Genomic DNA, 19,643 nt, shown 5'->3' on the forward strand with positions numbered 1-19,643 from the left:
GTCAGTAGCCCCGGCGCAATCGTCCGGTTGGCGCGGTATCCTGCCAGCCTTGTGTCAGTAGCCCCCAGCCACGGGCGGGCGGAGCCCGAGCGCCGCCCGTGATGTGGACCGGGGCTGTTTCCCGTCCGGAGTCCCTGCATGCGCCGCGCCGACCGCCTGTTCCAGATCGTCCTCCTCCTCGACCGCGGACGGGCCGTCACCGCCCGCGAACTGGCCGAGGCCCTGCAGGTGTCGGAGCGCACCGTATACCGGGACGTCGCCGACCTGTCCCGGTCCGGCGTGCCGATCAGCGGCGAAGCCGGCGTCGGCTACCTGATGCGTGCGGGCTACCGCCTGCCGCCGTTGATGTTCGACGCCGACGAACTCGCCGCCCTGGCCCTCGGCAGCCGCATGGTGCGCAGCTGGGCCGACCCCGAACTCGGCCGTGCGGCGGAACGCGCGCTGCTGCGCATCGAGGCGGTGTTGCCGAAGAAGCTGCGCGACGATCCGGCCCGCGACGCGCTGCTGGTACCCGGCTTCCACGTCCCCGACGCGATGCGCGCCCCGATGGCAGAGCTGCGCGAGGCCATTGCCACCCAGCGCAAGGTCAGCGTTGCCTATACGCGGGCCGACGGCGCAGACAGCGAACGAATCATCCAGCCGCTCGGCCTGGTGTTCTGGGGCGAAACCTGGACCCTCGGCGCCTGGTGCGAACTGCGCGGGGAGTTCCGCAGCTTCCGCCTCGACCGCATCCGCAACGTCGTCGCCCTCGACAGCCACTTCGAAGGCGAAGGCATGCTGGCCCGCTATCTCCTGTCCGTCCAGCAGGCGTCTGCGAAGCCATCTGCCTCCAGGCCGGCGACGCACGGTGCGCCAAGGCCCGGGCCCGCCACCGCATGACACCGCTTTCCAGCCCACTGAGCGGAGCCCGCCCCTGCGGAAATCCGGCAGAAAGCTGTCGAAGGGCTTACATATAATTGCGAACAACTCTCATTTGCGTTACAGTTGTAAGCAGATCCTACGGGCAAGCCAGCCATCCGCTAGCCAAGCCAGCCAGCCTCAGGTCCTGAATTCCACCGCCCCACCGGCGACATTCATCTCAGGAGGCCAAATTGGCACGCACTAAAACCCGTCACCAGAGCTTTCACCCCCCCCACCGCAACGCCGCACCCGAGCAAGCCACCGGCAGCACCACCGAACGCGTCATCCTGCCCCTCGGCGCGATGATGTTCGCCGCCTCGATGAACGGCTGGGCCCAGACGCCCGCCGCCGAGGATGACGTGAAGACCCTAAAGCCGGTGGTCGTCAAGGCCGCCGCCGAGGCCGAACAGGGCAAGGACAGCCTGCGCACCACCACCACCCGCATCGGCAAGGGCCAGCAGCAGCTTCGCGACATTCCCCAGTCGATCACCGTGGTCACCGAGAAGCTCATCGACGACCGCAAGATCGACACGGTCAAGGAAGCCCTCAAGATGACGGCCGGCATCACGTTCCTGGCCGCCGAAAATGGCGAGGAAGACATCCGCCTGCGTGGCTTCGCGCTCAACACCACCGGTGACCTGTTCATCGACGGTATGCGCGACCCGGCCTTCTACGACCGCGACACCTTCAACCTGGACCGCCTCGAAGTGCTGCGCGGTTCCGCCTCCATGCTGTTCGGCCGTGGCTCCACCGGCGGCGCAGTCAACCAGGTCAACAAGCAGGCCCAGCTGTACGGCGAGAACCAGGTGGACGTGACCCTCGGCAGCCACAACTACCGCCGCGCCGTCGCCGATCTCAACGTGCGCACCGGCGACAACGAAGCCTTCCGCTTCAACGCGATGCGCACCATCGCCGACAACAACGGCGCCGGCGCCAGCATCGACAAGCAGGGCTTCGCCGCCGACTACCGCTGGGGCATCGGCACCACCGACGAAATCGAGGTCGGCTACTACCACCTCGACAACAAGAACGGCATCAACTACGGCATGCCATGGATCCGCCCGACCGCCACGTCGCCGGCGTCGTCCACCGTCATGCTGCCGGTCGACCCGAAAACCTATTACGGGATGGCCAGCGACTACAGCAACGGCACCGCCAACTACGCCACGCTGATCCACACCCACCGCTTCTCCGCAGATACCGAACTGGTCACCAAGTTCCGCAAGGGTGACTTCGAGCGCGACCTGCGCGGCAGCGCGATGCGCTTTGCCGCCGCCACGCTCCAGCCCGGTGGCGTGGCCGCCAGCCTGGCCACGCTGAACGACGGCACCGTGCTGTCCCGCGGGACGCAGCTCAAGATGCAGAGCATGGAGAACTTCTTCGCCCAGAGCGACCTGTCCTCCAAGTTCGACGCCTTCGGCTTCAAGCACGAGGCGGTGACTGGCGTGGATTTCGCGTGGGAGAAGAAGAAGGTCTTCGGCGCCCGCAGCGCGGCCCAGGGCGGCATCGTGCCGATCAAGGCCAATACCACCCTCGGCACGCCCTTCGATGGCGCCACGGTGGACGAAGCCAGCCGCACGCTCTCCAAGACAGGCGAGTTCGAAAGCGTGTCCGGCGGCATCTATGGCCAGGACCTGATCCAGATCGCCGATCACTGGAAGCTGCTCGGCGGCATCCGCTACGACGCCATGTCGGGCAATTACGACCAGTTCAACCTGACCACCAACGCGATCACCAACTACAAGCAGGGCATCTACAAGTGGAGCCAGCGTGTTGGCGCGATGTACCAGCCGAACCCGCTGCAGTCCTACCACCTGTCCTACGCCACCTCGTTCAACACCTCCGGCGACACCTATTCGTACAGCACGCAGAACCAGGACACCCCGCCCGAGAAGAGCATGAACCTGGAGCTCGGCGCCAAGATCGAATCCGCCGACCGCCGCTTCAGCACCCGCTACGCGCTGTTCCGCTCGGTCAAGCTCAATGAGCGCAACACCGACACCCTGATCAACCTGTCGGTGCTGTCCGGCAAGCGGCACTCCACCGGCGCCGAGTTCGACTTCACCGGCCGCATCACGCCGCGCTGGGAACTGTGGGGCTCCTACATGTGGATCTGGGATGCCGAGATCGACAAGGGCGTTGCGGACAGCGAAGCCAAGGGCTCGCGTCCGTCCCTGATCCCGAAGCACTCCGGTTCGGCGTGGACGACCTACCAGTTCACCGACAAGCTGCGGGCCGGCGGTGGCGTCAACTTCCGCAGCAAGATGAGCCCCAATCGCAACCCCGGCTGGTACTCGGAAGGCTACATGACGGCGGATCTGATGGCTGAATACGCGGTAGTGCCGGACAAGGTCATCATCAAGGCCAACGTCAGCAACATCACCAACAAGCTGTACGCTGACGCCCTCTACACGTCGTTCTACATTCCTGGGGCAGGCCGGCTGTATATGCTGACCTCGACCTTCAAGTTCTAAGTCGTTCCCGCGGGCGGAAACCTCTTTCCGCCCGCATCAACACAGGCTTTCACCATGCTCCTGCAGATCCCGGATGTACTGAGCGCAGCAGAAGTCCAGCAGGTCCGCGGCCTGCTCGCCGATGCCGCCTGGGCCGACGGACGCAACAGCGCCGGCCCGCTGGCCGCGCAGATCAAGAACAACCAGCAACTGCCCCGCGACAGCGACGCCGACCGCGCCATCAGCAGCCTGATCCTGGGCAAAGTGGAACGCCATCCGCTGTTCCTCACCGCCGCCCTACCGAAGAAGATCTTCACCCCGCGGGTCAATCGCTACGGCGGCGACACGCCGAGCTACGGCGCCCACATCGACAACGCGATCTGCGTCGCCACGGACGGACGCCGCGTGCGCACCGACGTGTCGTGCACGGTCTTCCTGTCCGATCCCGACGAATACGAGGGCGGCGAGCTGCTGGTCGAAGACACCTACGGCAGCCGCGGCGTGAAGCTGCCCGCCGGGCACGCCGTGCTCTACCCCGGTACCAGCATCCACCGCGTCACTCCCGTCACCCGCGGTCACCGCATCGCCAGTTTCTTCTGGATCGAAAGCATGGTGCGCAGCGACGAGCAGCGCCGCCTCCTCTTCGACCTGGACATGAGCGTCATGCGCCTGCGTGAAAAACACGGCGACAACGACGACGCCATGGCACTGACCGGCACCTATCACAACCTGCTGCGCATGTGGTCCGACACATGAGCGCACCGCGCATCGACACCCTGCCGCCCGGCGTGGTCAGCCTCGGCGACCACGAAGCCCACGCCCGCGGCGTGCTCGACACCAACGCCTGGGCTTACTTCGCCGGCGGCGCAGCCGACGAACTGAGCATCGCCGACAACAAGCAAGCCTGGGATGCCCTGCGCCTGCGCCCCCGCGTGCTGCGCGCGCTGGCCGGCGGCCATACGCGCGTGTCGCTTCTCGGCCGCGAACTGGCTCACCCGCTCCTGCTCGCCCCGGTCGCCTACCAGCGCATGGCCCATCCGGACGGCGAACTCGCCACAGCCTGCGCCGCCGCCGCCCAGCAGGCCGGGCTGGTGCTCAGCACCCAGGCCAGCCTGCCGCTCGAGTACATCGCCGATGCGGTGCGCAACGACCCGGACCGCGGCCCCCTGTGGTTCCAGCTCTACCTGCAGCACGACAAGGGCTTCAACCTCGAACTGGTGCGCCGCGTCGAAGCCGCCGGCTACGAAGCGCTGGTGCTGACCGTGGATGCACCCTGCCACGGCGCCCGCGACCAGGAACGCCGCGCCGGCTTCCGCCTGCCGCCGGGCGTCCGCGCGGTGAATCTGGACAGCCTGCCGCCCCGCCTCGCCCGCCCCCTCGCCCCCGGCGCCAGCGGCCTGTTCGACGATCTGCTGCTCGACGCACCGGGCTGGGACGACGTGGCCTGGCTGCAGGCCAATACCCGCCTGCCGGTGATCCTGAAAGGCATCCTGGACCCGGAGGACGCCCGCGAAGCGAAGCGCCTGCAGGTCGGTGGCCTGATCGTCTCCAACCACGGCGGGCGCACCCTCGACACCAGCCTGCCCACCGCCACCGCACTGCCATCCATCGTGCATGCGGTCGGCGACAGCCTGCCGGTGCTGGTGGACGGCGGCATCCGCCGCGGCACCGACGTGCTGAAGGCGATGGCCCTCGGCGCCAGCGCGGTACTGATCGGCCGGCCCTACATCTTCGGCCTGGCCAACGCCGGCGCCCTCGGCGTCGCCCATGTGATCCGCCTGCTGCGCGACGAGCTGGAAATCGCCATGGCCCTGTGTGGCTGCCGCACGCTGCAGGACATCCCGCCCACGCTGCTGGTGGCGTAAGTGCCGCAGAGCCGGGCTACGCCCAGCCCGCCCCTCGCGGGTAACAAGGAAACCTGGGGCGGCCCGACGTTTACTTGAGAGCGCCGCCTACCAGGACGCTGTTTCATCCGCCTCCGGCCGATAGGCTGCAAAACGCTCGGCCAGGAAATCCACAAAGACCTTCACCTTGGCGCTGAGCAGATGGCGCTGGGGATAGACGGCATGGATGTCCGCTACCGCCCCGACCCACGGCGCCAGCACGCGCCGCAGTTCGCCACCGCGCAGATGCGGCGCCACATCCCATTCCGAGCGCAGCACAATGCCGTGGCCGGCCAGCGCCCAGCCCACCGCCACCTCGCCATGGTTGCTGCTCAGCCCGCCGCGCACCTTCACGGTGGTCTGCCGTTCGCCATCGGTCAGCTCCCAGCTGTTGTAGGCGCGGGTGTTCTCACGGATCACGATGCAGCGGTGGCGGGCCAGCTCCTGCGGATCGGCCGGCTCGCCATTCGCCGCCAGATAGGCCGGCGATGCGCACAGCAGACGCCGGTTGGCGGCGATCCGCCGGGCCAGCACGCGGGTATCCGGCGGCGGGCCGAAGCGGACCCCGACGTCGGTAGCGGTTGCCGTCAGATCCAGTGGCCGGTCGGTGAGCTGCAGGATCACCTCCACTTCCGGGTAGCGCAGCGCGAAATCGGCGATGGCCGGCGCCAGGTGGCAGCGCCCGAAACCCAGCGTCGCATTCACGCGGAGCAACCCGCGAGGCTGCTCGCGGCTGGCCGACAGGCCACGCTCCAGGGTCTCGATGTCGCGCAGGATGCGCGCGCCTTCGTCGAGATAGCGCTCGCCCTCCGGCGTCAGGCTCTGGCGTCGCGTCGTGCGGTTGAGCAGGCGCACGCCGAGGCGCGCCTCCAGCGCGGCCAGACGGCGGCTCACCGCCGGCGGAGTCACGCCCAGCTCGGCAGCCGCAGCGGCCAGGCTGTCCTGGCGGGCGACGACGGCAAAGAAGGCCAGATCAGATGAATCCTGCATTCGTGCGCTTCAGGTACGAATCAAATTAACCTGAAAGCATTGTATCTCCGCCAGCGGTCCTTAAGATGGAAGCCGGGTCTTCCCTCGCCAAGCCATCATGTCCATCCCCGACCTCCTCGCATTTCTCCCGGCGCTGATCCTCGGCGCCGCCCTCGGCTTCTTCGGCGGTATGTTCGGCATCGGTGGCGGCATCATCGCGATCCCGCTGTTCGTCATCGGCTACGGCATGGAGCAGCCGCTGGCCCAGGGCACGGCGCTGGTGATGATGGTGCCCAACCTGATGGTCGGCTGGTGGCGCTACAGCCAGCGCCACCCGGTACCCTTCCGGCGCGCGCTGGCGATCGGCGTGATCGCCATGCTCACCACCTGGGGCACCGCGCATTTCGCCAACGCGCTGGACCCGGCCACGCTGAAGGTGCTGTTCTCGCTGTTCCTGCTGGCGATGGCGCTCAAGCGCATCTTCCCCGGCCGTTCCCGCCAGGCCACCACGGCGCCGCGCCTGAATGAACGCCACGTGCCGCTGGTCGGCCTGATCGGCGGCAGCAGCATGGGCCTGCTCGGCATCGGCGGCGGGCTGGTTGCCACACCTCTGCTGACCAGCCTGTTCGGCCTGCGCCAGACCGTCGCCCAGGCCTTCGCGCTGGCGCTGGTCACGCCCAGTTCGCTGATCGCGCTACTGGTCTATGCCGGCGCCCACCGGGTGAACTGGGCGATGGGCCTGCCAATGGCGGCCAGCGGGCTGTTTACCGTGTCGGCCGGCGTGGCCTTCGCCCACCGCCTGCCGGAAAAGACCATGCAGCGCGCTTTCTCCGGCCTGCTTCTGATCGCCGCCCTATGGCTGCTGGTCAGTCCGCTGGTGATGGGCTGAGCGCCCGGACTTACACGCGCAGGCGCCCGACCTCGTTTTCCAGATCGCGGGCGACACGCAGCAGCTCGGACGCCTCGCTGCGGTTTGACGCTGCCGACTGGCTGGTCTCGGCCACCGAGCGGGCCACCGAATCGATGCCACCAGCGATCGTCTGGCTGGCCTGGGTCTGCTCCCGCGTCGCGCGGGCGATGTCGGCCACCGCCTGGGAAGTGCGCTCGGCCCGCTCATGGATGGACTGCAGCGCCTCGCCGACCTGGCGCGACGCCGCCACGTTGCGATCCACCTGCTGCACCGCCTTGCGGGCGGAGTCGGCCACCGACGACACGCCATCCTGGATGCTGTTGAGGATGGCGTCGATCAGCGACGCGGACTTGCCTGACTGCTCAGCCAGCTTGCGCACCTCGTCGGCCACCACCGCGAAGCCACGCCCCTGCTCGCCGGCGCGGGCCGCTTCGATGGCTGCATTGAGGGCCAGCAGGTTGGTCTGTTCGGAGATGTCGCGGATCGCGTTGAGCACCCGGTGGATCTCCGCCGACTGCTGGCCGAGTTGCTCGACCTGGGTCGCCGCAGCCTGCACGGTGCGCGCCGTTTCGTTGAGCTGTTCGATACTGCCTTGCACCGAGCCGACGCCTTCCTGCACCGCCCGTGACGTTTCCTGCGTCAGTTCGAGCGCGTGGGAAGCGTTGCTGGCCACCTGCTCCACACTGACCGTCAGCTGCTCGGTGGTGCTGGCCATCGCGCTGGCGGAATCGCTCTGCCGGCGGGTCGCGTCGCCGAGCGATTCGGAGGCCACCGACATGTTCTGCGCGGTGCGCTGCAGGTGGTCGCTGGTCTGGCGGATGCTGCCGCTCAGAGTGCGCATGGACTCCGCGGCAGTGTTGATGCTGCTGCCGATCAGGTCGATCTCGCTGCGGCTGCGGGCATCCACCTCGGCGCGCACGGTCAGGTCACCGCTGCCAAAGCGGGACACCAGCTCGGCCAGGTGCGACAGGGGCTTGAGGCGCAGGCGCAGGAAATAGCCCAGCGCCAGGATCAGCAGCGCCCCGCAGGCCACCGCCAACAGCGCAATGTCGTTGCGCAGCCCGTTGGCGTCTTCGACGAACTCATCCACCCACGAGCCGCTGGCCACCATCCAGTGCAGATCCGGCAGCTCACGGACGACCACCATCTTGTCGACCTCGGGGTCGCCCCACTTGTAGACCAGCGTGCCGTTGCGCTTCTCCACCAGACTCTTGATGACGCCCTGGGTGCGCGGGTCCAGGTCGGCCAGGGACTTGCCCTCGAACTTCGGGTGGTAGATGAAGCGCACGTCCTTCGCGTCACCCGACGGCACCGACACGATGTACGGGTAGCCGGTCTTGCCAACGCGGATCTGTGCCAGCTTCTCCTTGATCAGCTTGACGTTGCTCTCCGCGTCGACGCGCATCGTCACCGCGCCGATCACGTTGCCGGCGGCGTCCTTGAGCGGATTCGCGGCCAGCACGAACATCTTGCCGTTGCGCTCGATGGCGCCCAGGTAGGGCTTGCCAGTCAGCAGGATGGACGGATAGTCACCGGTGGAACTGACCTTCTCGCCGTGCCGGTAGTTGCCGTCCTTGCCTTTGAGCAGCGTCACCGCGCGATAGAAGCCGTCGCCCTTGCGCACCAGGAAGGACGGCTCCCGGTCTTCGTAACGCTGGGCGTAATCCTGCAATAGCGCCACGTTGGCGCTGACGACGGTCGAGCCGATCGCCAGCTCGGGCAGGGTTTCAGCACCCGCCGGCAGCTCCCGCCCAGTCAGGCGCGGCGTACCGGGGAAACTGGCGGAGAACTGCGTGACGGCGTCGGCTGCCCGCGCCTTCAGCGCATCCTGCGCATAGGCAAGCATGGCGACGGTCATGTCCGCCTGCTGGGCCAGGGACTCTTCGGCTTTCTTGAGCGCACTCTGGCGCGACAGGGCGGCAACGGTGGCGACCAGGACAACCACCATCAGGGCGATACCAAGGGTGCACAGCAGGACGACCTGCCGGACCAAGGGCTTGTGCTTGAGCATGTCTCTTTGTTCTTTTGTTGGCGTTCATCGGTTCTCCCGGCGCAATACGGCGTGCATACCGTAGTACGGGAGAGCCCGGGGATATCGGCTCAAAACGGGCTGTCTTGAGGCTGCAATAAACGCAAACGGTCTTTTTTCATGCCCTCGGCGTTCAGCTCAGGCGAATACGTCGGCCAGCTTGATCGACGGACGCACCCCCACGTCCTGACGGTGGGAGCGGATCCAGCGTGCCGCCCGCGCGCGCCCGAGGTCGCGCAGTTCGGTCAGGAAGGCCCGCGTGGCGTTGAGCTTGCTGGCGCTGCCGGCATCCACCAGCTCCTCGGCCTCCACCATGTGGAAGCGCAGGCGGGTCAGCTTGCGCTCCAGCCGCCCCTGGGGCAGCCAGTTGCTGCCCTCCTCGATGTAGCTGCGGGCGTGGGCGATCATGCGCATCTCGCGCAGGAAGGTCGTCGAGAAGCCCAGCTCCACGCTGCGCGCGGCGATCTCGTCGGCGGTGCGGGGCGCTTCCGGGCGCACCAGCGGGTTGAGCAGCACCAGCAGGATGTCCGGCGTGGCGCATTCGTACATCAGCGGATAGATCGCCGGGTTGGCGGTGAAGCCGCCGTCCCAGTAGTCCTCCCCGTCGATCTGCACCGCGTGGTGCATGGTCGGCAGACAGGCCGAGGCGAGCAGCGCCTCCTCGGTGAGCTCGCGGGTGTGGAACAGGCGGACCTTGCCGGTGCGCACGCGGGTCGCCGCGATGAACAGCTGGAGCGGACAGCTGCGGCGGATGCGCTCGAAATCGAACTGGGCGCGCACCACGTCGCGCAGGGGATTCAGCTCAAAGGGATTGAGCTGGTAGGGCGAGAACATCCTGGTCAGGCCCAGCATCATGCCCACCGGGGCCGGCAGCGACCCGTCGCCGGCGGGGTTGAAGCTGTGCAGCAGATCGAGCTCGAAAGGCGTGGTGTCGGACACCGCCTCCCAGAACGCCGCCAGGCTCTCCCGCGCGCCCTCCGATCCACCGCGGGTCCAGCCCTGGGCCAGCGCCACGGCGTTCATCGCGCCGGCGCTGGTTCCGCTGATGCCGTCGATCTGCCAGTCGTCTTCCAGCAGGCGGTCGAGCACACCCCAGGTGTAGGCGCCGTGCGCCCCGCCGCCCTGCAGCGCAAGGCTCAGGGATGGAGCGACAAGGTCCCGGGTTTTCCAAAGCTTCTTCAACATGGACGAAATACCTCCATTCAGGTGCTGCGGCTTGGATTGCTGCACCGCAGCATACATGATGGACGTCCGTCGATGACGAAAGTTCGCGTGGAATCGGATATGCCAGCCGGGAATGGCGGCTGCCCCGGCGGGTCGAATGGAAGCCCGGGAACGGCAGGCAAGCGTTCCCGCCAGGTGCCGCTACGGACTCAGTTGCCGGCCTCCGGCGCTTTTCCGCCCAACCCGCCACCGGCGTTCTTCGCCAGCAGCACCGCCGCCACCAGCCGGCGCGCCGCCAGATCGCTGGCGCTACGCTGGGCGCTGAGCAGGGTGGCCTGGGCGGTGACCACGTTGAGGTAGCTGACGGTGCCGGCCCGGTACTGGTTGAGGGCGATGGTCTCGGCCTCGGCGGCGGCAGATTCTGCGGCGGCCTGCTCGACGCCGGCCTCCTCCAGCACGCGCACCGCGGCGAGGTTGTCCTCCACCTCCTGGAAGGCGGCCAGCACGGTCTGCCGGTAGGTCGCCACGGCCTGTTCCCAGACGCCGACGGCCTGGCCCACCGCGGCCTTCTTGGCACCCGCGTCGAACAGCGTCGCCGCCAGCGTCGGGCCGAGGGACCAGTAGCGACTCGGCACGGTCAGCAGATCCTCGATCTGCGAACGGCGGAAGCCGGTGGAGGCGGACAGGCCGAGCACCGGGAAGCGCGCCGCCTGGGCCGCGCCGACGGCCGCATTGGCGGCGGCGACGCGGCGCTCGGCGGCGGCGATGTCGGGGCGCCGTTCGAGCAACGTGGACGGCAAAGTCAGCGTGACCGGCGCGGCGGCGAGCGGGCCCGCCACCGGCGGCAGCTCAAAGCTGGACGGCGCCTGGCCGACCAGCACCGCGATGGCGTGCTCGTACTGGCTGCGCGACAGGCCGGCATCCAGCGCCGACGCGCGGGTGCTGCGCAGCTGGCTTTCCGCCTGGGCCACGTCGGCCTTGGTGGCGACACCGGCGGCGTAGCGGTTGCGGGTCAGCTCGAGGGAGCGCTCGTAGGCCGCCACCGCTGCATCGAGCAGCGCCTTCTGGCGGTCCGCCGCGCGCAGCTGGAAGTAGGTCTGGGCCAGCGTCGCATGGGCCGACAGGCGGGCCGCGGCGAGGTCCGCCTCGCTGGCCTGCACCCGCTCGTCGGCGGCCTCCACGTTGCGGGCGATACGCCCCCACACGTCGGCCTCCCAGCTGGCGGTGGCGCCAAGGCTGAAGCTGTTGACCGGCGGCGCGTTGCCGGCGCTGGCGGTGGACGCCGCGCTGGCCGAGCGCGTCGCGCCGAAAGTGCCGTTGATGGTCGGGAACCAGGACGCGCGGGCCGAATCGGACAGCGCCTTGGCCTGGCGGTACTGGGCCTCGGCGGCGCGCAGGTTCTGGTTGGAGATGTCCACCTTGGCCTGCAGGCCGTCGAGCACCGGATCACCGAACACCGTCCACCAGGTATCGCCGGAAACCGGGTCCTGCGGACTCGCCGGGCGCCAGTCGCCGGCCGCTTCCTTGAAGGCCGTGGGCGTCTCCACCGTCGGCCGCACGTAGTCGGGGCCGACGGTACACGCGGCCAGCAGGAGGCACGGCAGCACCATGCCGATCACGTTCATTTTCTTTTTCATCTTCAAAGGGCGCTCTCCGCCTGCAATGCCGCCGCGGGCTTGGGCTGGCGGCGCAGCCGGTCGAGCATCACGAAGACGACCGGCGTGGTGTAGAGGGTCAGGATCTGGCTGAGAATCAGGCCACCGACGATGGCGATGCCCAGCGGCTGGCGCAGCTCGGCGCCGTCGCCGGTACCGATGGCCAGCGGGATGGCGCCGAACAGGGCCGCCAGCGTGGTCATCAGGATCGGCCGGAAACGCAGCAGACAGGCGTGGTGGATCGCATCGCGGGCGCTGGCGCCCTGGCGCTGCAGCGCGATCGCCACGTCGATCATCATGATGGCGTTCTTCTTGACGATGCCGATCAGCAGGATCACACCAATCATCGCGATCAGGCTGAACTCGGTATCCATGCCCATCAGCGCCAGCAGCGCCCCGACGCCCGCCGACGGCAGCGTGGACAGGATGGTGATCGGGTGGATCAGGCTCTCGTAGAGCATGCCAAGCACGATGTAGATGGTCACCACCGCGGCCAGGATCAGCAGCGGCTGGGTGCTCATGGACTTCTGGAAGGCGCCGGTGCTGCCCTCGAAGCTGGTGCGGATGCTCACCGGCACACCGATGCGCGCCACCGCCGCGCGGATGGCGTCGGTGGCCTCGCCGATGGAGCGCCCATCGGACAGCGCGAAGCTGATCGTCGAGGCTGCCGCGCCGCCCTGGTGGCTCACCGACAGCGGCGCCAGCGTGGACACCACGCGGGCTACCGCCGACAGGGGCACCTGGGCGCCGGAGGACGACACCAGGGTCAGCCGCGCCAGGGATTCCGGCCCCTGCAGGTAGTCGGACGCCGCCTCCATCACCACCCGGTACTGGTTGAGCGGGTTGTAGATGGTGGACACCTGGCGTTGCCCGTAGGCGTTGTTGAGCGCCGTCGTCACGGCGCGCATGGTCAGGCCGTAGCGGGCCACCGCGTCGCGGTCGATCACCAGCGTGGTCTGCGGCCCCTTGTCCTGCTGGTCCGAGCTCACGTCGGTGATCTCGTCGAGGCGGCTCAGCGCGTTGCGGATGCGCGGCTCCCACAGGCGCAGTTCATCCAGGTTGTCGGACTGCAACGTGAACTGCTGGCTGGAGTTGCTGGAGCGCCCGCCGATGCGGATGTCCTGCACCGGGTTGAGGTACAGGCTGGCGCCGGGCACGTGGGCGAGCTTCTTGCGCAGGCGGCTTACGATGGCGTCGGCGGACTCCTTGCGCTCGCCGATCGGCTTGAGGGTGATGAACATCGAGCCGGAGTTGATCTGCCCGCCGCCGGTGAAGCCGACCACGTTGGCGACTGCCGGGTCGGCCCCGACGATGGCCAGGAAGACGTCCATCTTGCCCTTCATTGCCTGGAAGGAGATCGCCTGGTCGGCCTCGACGAAGCCGCGGATGCGCCCGGTGTCCTGCTGCGGGAAGAAGCCCTTCGGGATGGTGTTGTAGAGATGGACGTTGGCCGCGATGGTGGCGAGCAGGATGCCCAGCACCAGCCACGGGTGCGCCAGGGCCCAGCCCAGGCTGCGGCGGTAGCCGTCCACCAGGCGGTCCAGCGCGCCGCCGGCGAGGCGGTCGAAGCGGCCGCGCTCCCCTTCCGGCGGCCGCTTCTGCAGCAGGCGCGCACACATCATCGGCGTGGCGGTGAGGGACACCACCATCGACACCAGGATCGCCGCCGACAGGGTGATCGCGAACTCCCGGAACAGGCGTCCGACGATGCCGCCCATGGCCAGGATCGGAATGAACACGGCGATCAGCGACAGGCTCATGGAGACCACCGTGAAGCCGATCTCCCGCGCACCGCGCAGGGCCGCCTGGCGCGGCGCGAGGCCTTCGTCGATGTGGCGCGAGATGTTCTCCAGCACGACGATGGCGTCGTCCACGACGAAGCCGGTGGCGATGGTCAGCGCCATCAGCGACAGGTTGTCGAGGCTGAAGCCGGCCAGGTACATCACCGCGAAGGTGCCGATCAGCGACACCGGCACCACCACACTGGGGATCACCGTCGCGCGCAGGTTGCGCAGGAACAGGAAGACCACCATCACCACCAGCGCCACCGAGATCATCAGCGTGTGCTCCACCTCGCGCAGGGAGCCGCGGATGGTCGGCGTGCGGTCCATCACCACGTCCAGGTCGATGGCCGGCGAGATGCTGGCGCGCAGGTGCGGCAGCAGCGCGGTGACCCGGTCCACGGTCTCGATGATGTTGGCGCCGGGCTGGCGGTTGACCATCAGCAGCACCGCCGGGCGGCCGTTGGCGTAGCCGTAGTTGCGGTCGTTCTCGATGCCGTTGCGCACCTTGGCCACGTCGGACAGGCGCACCGCCGCGCCGTTCTTCCACGACACGATCAGCGGCTTGTACTCGTCGGCGGTGCGCGCCTGGTCGTTGGCGCCGACCTGCCAGGCCCGCTCGCCGTCCTCCACCACGCCCTTCGGGCGGTTGGCGTTGGTGCCGACGATGGCGGTACGCACGTCGTCCATGTTGAGGCCGTTGGCGGCCAGGCGGTCCGGATCGAGTTCGACGCGTACCGCCGGCAACGAACTGCCGCCGATGGAGACCTGGCCGACGCCGTCCACCTGGGACAGGCGCTGGGCCAGCACCGTGGACGCGGCGTCGTAGAGCTGGCCCTTGGTCAGCGTGTCCGACGTGAGGGCCAGGATGATGATCGGCGTCTCGGCCGGATTCACCTTGCGGTAGGTCGGGTTGTTCGGCAGGCTGGTCGGCAGCTGGCCGCGGGACGCGTTGATGGCCGCCTGCACGTCACGGGCGGCGCCGTCGATGTCGCGGGACAGCTCGAACTGCAGCGTCACCCGTGTCGAGCCGAGGGTGCTGTAGGAGGTCAGCTCGGTAACGCCGGCGATCTGCCCGAGAATGCGCTCCAGCGGCCCGGCGACGGTGGCCGCCATGGTTTCCGGGCTCGCGCCGGGCAGGTTGGCCGAGACCGAGATGGTCGGGTAATCCACCTGCGGCAGCGGCGACACCGGCAACAGGCGGAAGGCGATCGCGCCGGCCAGCGCCACCGCCAGCGTCAGCAGCGTGGTGGCGACCGGGCGGAAGATGAACAGGCGGGACAGGTTCATCACAAACCGCCTTTCCGGAGTGCGTCTCCGGATGCAGGAACCCGGCGGAACTGCTGAAGGGCGAAGGGGTTCGCCCTCGCACCGGCCATCATGCCGCCCTCCCCCGCCGCGCCAGGCGGTCGAAGGCCAGGTAGATCACCGGCGTGGTGAACAGCGTCAGCACCTGGCTGACCAGCAGGCCGCCGACCATCGTCACGCCGAGCGGGTGGCGCAGTTCGGAGCCGACGCCGGAGCCCAGCATCAGCGGCAGTGCGCCGAGCAGCGCCGCCAGCGTGGTCATCAGGATCGGGCGGAAACGCAGCAGACAGGCCTGGTAGATGGCCTCCCGCGGCTCGAGTCCTTCGCGCCGTTCGGCATCGAGGGCGAAGTCGATCATCATGATGGCGTTCTTCTTGACGATACCGATCAGGAGCACGATGCCGATGATGCCAACGATGCCCAGCTCGCTGCGCGCCACCAGCAGCGCCAGCAGCGCGCCGACGCCCGCCGACGGCAACGTGGACAGGATGGTGATCGGGTGGATGTAGCTCTCGTAGAGCACGCCGAGCACGATATACATGGTCACCACGGCGGCGAGGATCAGCAGCAGCGTGTTGGTCAGCGAGGCCTGGAAGGCCAGCGCCGCGCCCTGGAAGCTGGTCTCGATGCTGGCCGGCAGGCCTAGGTCGGCCTCGGCACTGCGGATCGCCTCCACCGCCGCGCCGAGGGATGCACCCGGCGCCAGGTTGAAGGACAGGGTCACCGCCGGGAACTGGCCGATGTGGTTCACCGCCAGCATCGCCGGCCGCTCGACGACCCGCGCCACCGCCGACAGCGGCACCTGGGCGCCGCCGGTGCCCGGCACGTAGAGGTTGGCGATGGCCGCCGGGCTGCTGCGGAACTCCGGCTTCACCTCCAGCACCACGCGGTACTGGGTGGCCTGCGTGAAGATGGTGGACACCAGGCGCTGGCCGTAGGCGTTGTACAAGGCGTTGTCGATGGCGGCGGTGCTGACGCCGAGGCGGCTGGCGCTGGCCCGGTCGATCTCCACCCAGGCCTGCAGGCCCTTGTCCTGCAGGTCGCTGGCCACGTCGGCGAGTTGCGGCAGGCCTTTCAGGCGCTCGACGAGGCGCGGCACCCATTCGGTCAGCGCCGCCGAGTCCGGCGACTGCAAGGAGAACTGGTACTGGGTGCGGCTGACCTTGTCCTCGATGGACAGATCCTGCACCGGCTGCATGTACAGCGTGATGCCGGCCACCTTGCGCACCTCCGGCGTCAGACGGCGGATCACCTCGCCGGCGCTGGCGTCCCGCTCGGCGAGCGGCTTGAGGTTGATCATCATGCGTCCGCTGTTGAGGGTCGCGTTGGAACCATCCACGCCGATGAAGGACGACAGGCTGGCCACCGCCGGGTCCTTCAGCACCACCTCGGCCAGCGCCTGCTGGCGCTGCGACATGGCGTCGAAGGAGATCGACTGGGCCGCTTCGGTGATGCCCTGGATCGCGCCGGTGTCCTGCACCGGGAAGAAGCCCTTGGGAACGAAGACGTACAGCAGCGCGGTCAGCGCCAGCGTGCCGACGGCCACGACGAGGGTCAGGCCCTGGCGGTCGAGCACCCACTGCAGCATCACGCCATAGCGGGCGATGACGCGGTCGAAGAAATCGCCCATCACCTTGTAGAAGCGCCCCTGCTCGGCCTCCGGCACGTGCTTGAGAAGGCGCGCGCACATCATCGGCGTGAGGGTCAGGGACACGAAGGCGGAGATCAGGATGGCAATCGCCAGCGTGATCGCGAACTCACGGAACAGCCGGCCGACCACGTCCGCCATGAACAACAGCGGAATCAGCACGGCGATCAGCGAGAAGGTCAGCGAGATGATCGTGAAGCCGATCTGCCTGGCGCCCTTCAGCGCGGCCTGCATCGGCGATTCGCCCTCCTCTACGTAGCGGGCGATGTTCTCGATCATCACGATGGCGTCGTCCACGACGAAGCCGGTGGAGATGGTCAGCGCCATCAACGTGAGGTTGTTGAGGCTGAAGCCGGCCAGGTACATCACCCCAAAGGTGCCAACCAGCGACAGCGGCACCGCCACGCTGGGGATGATGGTCGCCGGCACACTGCGCAGGAACATGAAGATGACCATCACCACCAGGGCGACGGCCATCATCAGCTCGATCTGCACATCGTGCACCGAGGCGCGGATGGTGGTCGTGCGGTCGGACAGCACGCGCACCTCCAGCGAGGCCGGCAGGCTGGCGGTCATCTGCGGCAGCAGCGCAGTGACCCGGTCGGCCACCTCGATCACGTTGGCGCCCGGCTGGCGCTGCACGTTGATGATCACCGCCGCCTGCTCATCGGCCCAGGCGGCGAGACGCAGGTTCTCCGCATCGTCGGCCAGGTTGGCGATGTCGGACAGGCGCACCGGGTTGCCGTTTTTATAGGCGACGATCAGGCTGCGGTACTCGTCGGCGGAACGCAGCTGATCGTTGGCGTCGATGGTGGAGGCCCGCTGGGGGCCGTCGAAGCTGCCCTTGGCCTGGGTGATGTTGGCGTTGGCAATGGCCGTGCGGATGTCCTCCAGCCCCAGCCCATAGGCCGCCGCCGAGGTCGGGTTGACCTGCACGCGCACCGCCGGACGGCGCCCGCCGGCGATACTGACGAGGCCGACGCCCGGCACCTGGGAGATCTTCATCGCCAGGCGGCTTTCCACCAAGTCGTGGATGCGCGTGATCGGCAAGCTCTTCGAGCTCACCGCCAGGCTCAGGATCGGCGCGTCGGCGGGGTTCACCTTGCTGTAGGTGGGCGGCGCCGGCAGATCGGTGGGCAGCAGGTTGGAGGCCGCGTTGATGGCCGCCTGCACCTGCTGCTCGGCCACGTCGAGGCTCAGCGCCAGGCTGAAGCGCAGCGTGATCACCGAGGCCCCGCCAGAGCTGGTGGACGACATCTCGTCCAACCCCGGCATCTGGCCGAACTGGCGCTCCAGCGGCGCGGTGATGGCCGAAGTCATCACGTCCGGGCTGGCGCCGGGATAAAGGGTCTTGACCTGGATGGTCGGGTAATCCACCTCGGGCAGCGCCGAGATGGGCAGCAAGCGATAGGCGACGAGGCCCACAAGCAGGATGGCGACCATCAGCAGGGAGGTCGCCACCGGCCGCAGGATGAACGGACGGGACGGGTTCATGCGTTAATGCCCCTGACGACCGCCGCCGTTGTTGCCGCGCTTTCGCTCCCGACCCGGCGCATCCACGGCCTTCGGGTCGATGGCCTCGATCTGGGCCCCGTCCTTCAGCTTGTCGAGGCCGTCCACGACCACCCGGTCGCCGGCGACGAGGCCATCCTCGACGACGGCCTTGTCGCCATCCACCGGCCCCAGCTTGACCGGCACCGACGCTACCTTGTTGCCTTCGCCGACCTTGTAGACATAGCTGCCCTTGGCACCTTGCTGGACGGCCGCGGTCGGCACCGTGACGACGCCGGACAGGGTGTCGAGGATCAGGCGCACATTGACGAACTGGTTGGGGAACAGGCTGCCGTCCTTGTTGGTGAAATCCGCCTTCAGCTTGACAGTGCCGGTGGTGCTGTCGATCAGGCTGTCCACCGCCAGCAGCTTGCCGTCGGCGAGGTGGTTCTTCATCTCCCGGTCCCAGGCCTCGGCGATCAGCCCCTTGCCGTCGCGCACGCGCTTCATGACCGCCGGCAGGCGGTCTTCCGGCACCGGGAACACGGCGGTGATCGGGCTCACCTGGGCGATGGTCACCAGCCCGGTGGTATCAGAAGCCTTGACGATGTTGCCCGGGTCCACGACCCGCAGGCCGGCCCGGCCGGTGATCGGCGCCTTGATGGTGGTGTAGGACAGCTGCAGCTCGGCGCTCTTCACCGCCGCCTGATCGGCCTGCACGGTGCCCTGGTACTGGCGAACCAGCGCTTCCTGGGTCGCCACCTGCTGCTCGGCAATCGAATCCTGGCGCAGCAGGCCCTTGTAGCGGTCGAGGTCGATCTGCGCGTTCTTCAGCAGCGCCGCGTCCCGCGCCAGCTGGCCACGGGCCTGTTCCAGCGCGGCCCGGAAGGGATCGGGATCGATCAGCGCGAGCACATCGCCGCTATTGACCGTCTGGCCTTCGGTAAACTTCACCGCCAGCAGCGGCCCGTCGACCCGCGAGCGCACCGTGACCTGGTTGCGCGGCACCACGCTGCCGAGGGCCGGCACCATCACCCGGATGTCACCGGTAGCGATGGTGGCGAGGCTTACCGGGGTCGGCCGCTCGCCGCGTCCGTCACGGCCGCCGCGCGGTCCATTGGCCGACTTGCCGCCACCTCCGCCATCCGCGTCCGCTGGGCTGCGGTGGGTGTAATACCAGCCGCCACCACCCGCCAGGGCCAGCACGATGAGCCAGGGAAGAAGACGACGACGGGGACGGGACGTAGAGTCGGACGGAGCAGGGGAAGGGCTGGACATGGAGCGTTTTTCCGGAAGGCGCCGGCCCGCTACAGGCCGGCAGGTCGAAGCCACCGAGAGGCGGTCGCAATCCTACACGATGCATTCGTAAGACTGCGTAAAGACCCCGTAAGGAAAAAACTGTTCGCGCAATTTCACTAGGGCGGAGCGGAAATACCTCACAAGCATCTCCCC

The 19,643-nt window shown here is 68.2% G+C and carries 12 protein-coding genes; 5 read left to right on the forward strand and 7 right to left on the reverse strand.

All coding sequences use genetic code 11. The features are described 5' to 3' along the window. Window positions 1–138: 138 nt before the first annotated feature. The 4 genes from AC3QL2_RS02740 to AC3QL2_RS02755 all read left to right on the forward strand — a co-directional run bounded on the left by AC3QL2_RS02740 (window position 139) and on the right by AC3QL2_RS02755 (window position 5,218). On the forward strand, window positions 139–879 hold the full coding sequence (locus tag AC3QL2_RS02740) for a helix-turn-helix transcriptional regulator (RefSeq protein WP_493233796.1): 741 nt from the start codon (window positions 139–141) through the stop codon (window positions 877–879). Between the two features lie 212 nt (window positions 880–1,091). Continuing rightward, window positions 1,092–3,374: a TonB-dependent receptor gene (locus AC3QL2_RS02745; protein ID WP_493233798.1), complete on the forward strand. Its 2,283-nt coding sequence runs from the start codon at window positions 1,092–1,094 to the stop codon at window positions 3,372–3,374. Between the two features lie 54 nt (window positions 3,375–3,428). Continuing rightward, complete coding sequence (locus tag AC3QL2_RS02750) at window positions 3,429–4,109, forward strand: Fe2+-dependent dioxygenase (protein ID WP_493233800.1); 681 nt, start codon at window positions 3,429–3,431, stop codon at window positions 4,107–4,109. Continuing rightward, a complete protein-coding gene (locus AC3QL2_RS02755; RefSeq protein ID WP_493233802.1) occupies window positions 4,106–5,218 on the forward strand; it encodes an alpha-hydroxy acid oxidase in 1,113 nt (370 codons plus the stop codon). The genes AC3QL2_RS02750 and AC3QL2_RS02755 overlap by 4 nt, the downstream gene beginning before the upstream one ends. A gap of 87 nt (window positions 5,219–5,305) precedes the next feature. Here AC3QL2_RS02755 and AC3QL2_RS02760 read toward each other — a convergent pair whose 3' ends face one another. Next, window positions 5,306–6,226: a LysR family transcriptional regulator gene (locus AC3QL2_RS02760; RefSeq protein ID WP_493233804.1), complete on the reverse strand. Its 921-nt coding sequence runs from the start codon at window positions 6,224–6,226 to the stop codon at window positions 5,306–5,308. Between the two features lie 97 nt (window positions 6,227–6,323). Between AC3QL2_RS02760 and AC3QL2_RS02765 the strand changes: the two genes are divergently transcribed. Continuing rightward, entirely contained in the window at window positions 6,324–7,094 is a 771-nt protein-coding gene (locus AC3QL2_RS02765; RefSeq protein WP_493233806.1) for a sulfite exporter TauE/SafE family protein, read from the forward strand. Between the two features lie 10 nt (window positions 7,095–7,104). Here AC3QL2_RS02765 and AC3QL2_RS02770 read toward each other — a convergent pair whose 3' ends face one another. The 6 genes from AC3QL2_RS02770 to AC3QL2_RS02795 form a co-directional block, all read right to left on the reverse strand. Next, entirely contained in the window at window positions 7,105–9,126 is a 2,022-nt protein-coding gene (locus AC3QL2_RS02770; RefSeq protein ID WP_493233808.1) for a methyl-accepting chemotaxis protein, read from the reverse strand. A gap of 156 nt (window positions 9,127–9,282) precedes the next feature. Then, window positions 9,283–10,329 carry a patatin-like phospholipase family protein gene (locus AC3QL2_RS02775; protein WP_493233810.1) on the reverse strand — a complete coding sequence of 349 codons (1,047 nt, stop codon included), beginning with the start codon at window positions 10,327–10,329 and terminating at the stop codon, window positions 9,283–9,285. Between the two features lie 188 nt (window positions 10,330–10,517). Then, window positions 10,518–11,945 (reverse strand): efflux transporter outer membrane subunit, encoded by a 1,428-nt coding sequence (locus AC3QL2_RS02780; RefSeq protein ID WP_493233812.1) that lies wholly within the window; start codon window positions 11,943–11,945, stop codon window positions 10,518–10,520. A gap of 2 nt (window positions 11,946–11,947) precedes the next feature. Beyond that, window positions 11,948–15,034, reverse strand: a complete 3,087-nt coding sequence (locus AC3QL2_RS02785; RefSeq protein ID WP_493233813.1) for a multidrug efflux RND transporter permease subunit — start codon at window positions 15,032–15,034, stop codon at window positions 11,948–11,950. 88 nt (window positions 15,035–15,122) lie between these two features. Continuing rightward, a complete protein-coding gene (locus AC3QL2_RS02790) occupies window positions 15,123–18,194 on the reverse strand; it encodes an MdtB/MuxB family multidrug efflux RND transporter permease subunit (protein WP_493233815.1) in 3,072 nt (1,023 codons plus the stop codon). A 3-nt stretch (window positions 18,195–18,197) separates the two neighbouring features. Then, window positions 18,198–19,469 carry an MdtA/MuxA family multidrug efflux RND transporter periplasmic adaptor subunit gene (locus tag AC3QL2_RS02795; RefSeq protein ID WP_493233817.1) on the reverse strand — a complete coding sequence of 424 codons (1,272 nt, stop codon included), beginning with the start codon at window positions 19,467–19,469 and terminating at the stop codon, window positions 18,198–18,200. Between the last annotated feature and the right edge of the window lie 174 nt (window positions 19,470–19,643).

The organism is Zoogloea sp. GW822-FHT05C07 (genome assembly GCF_058800215.1).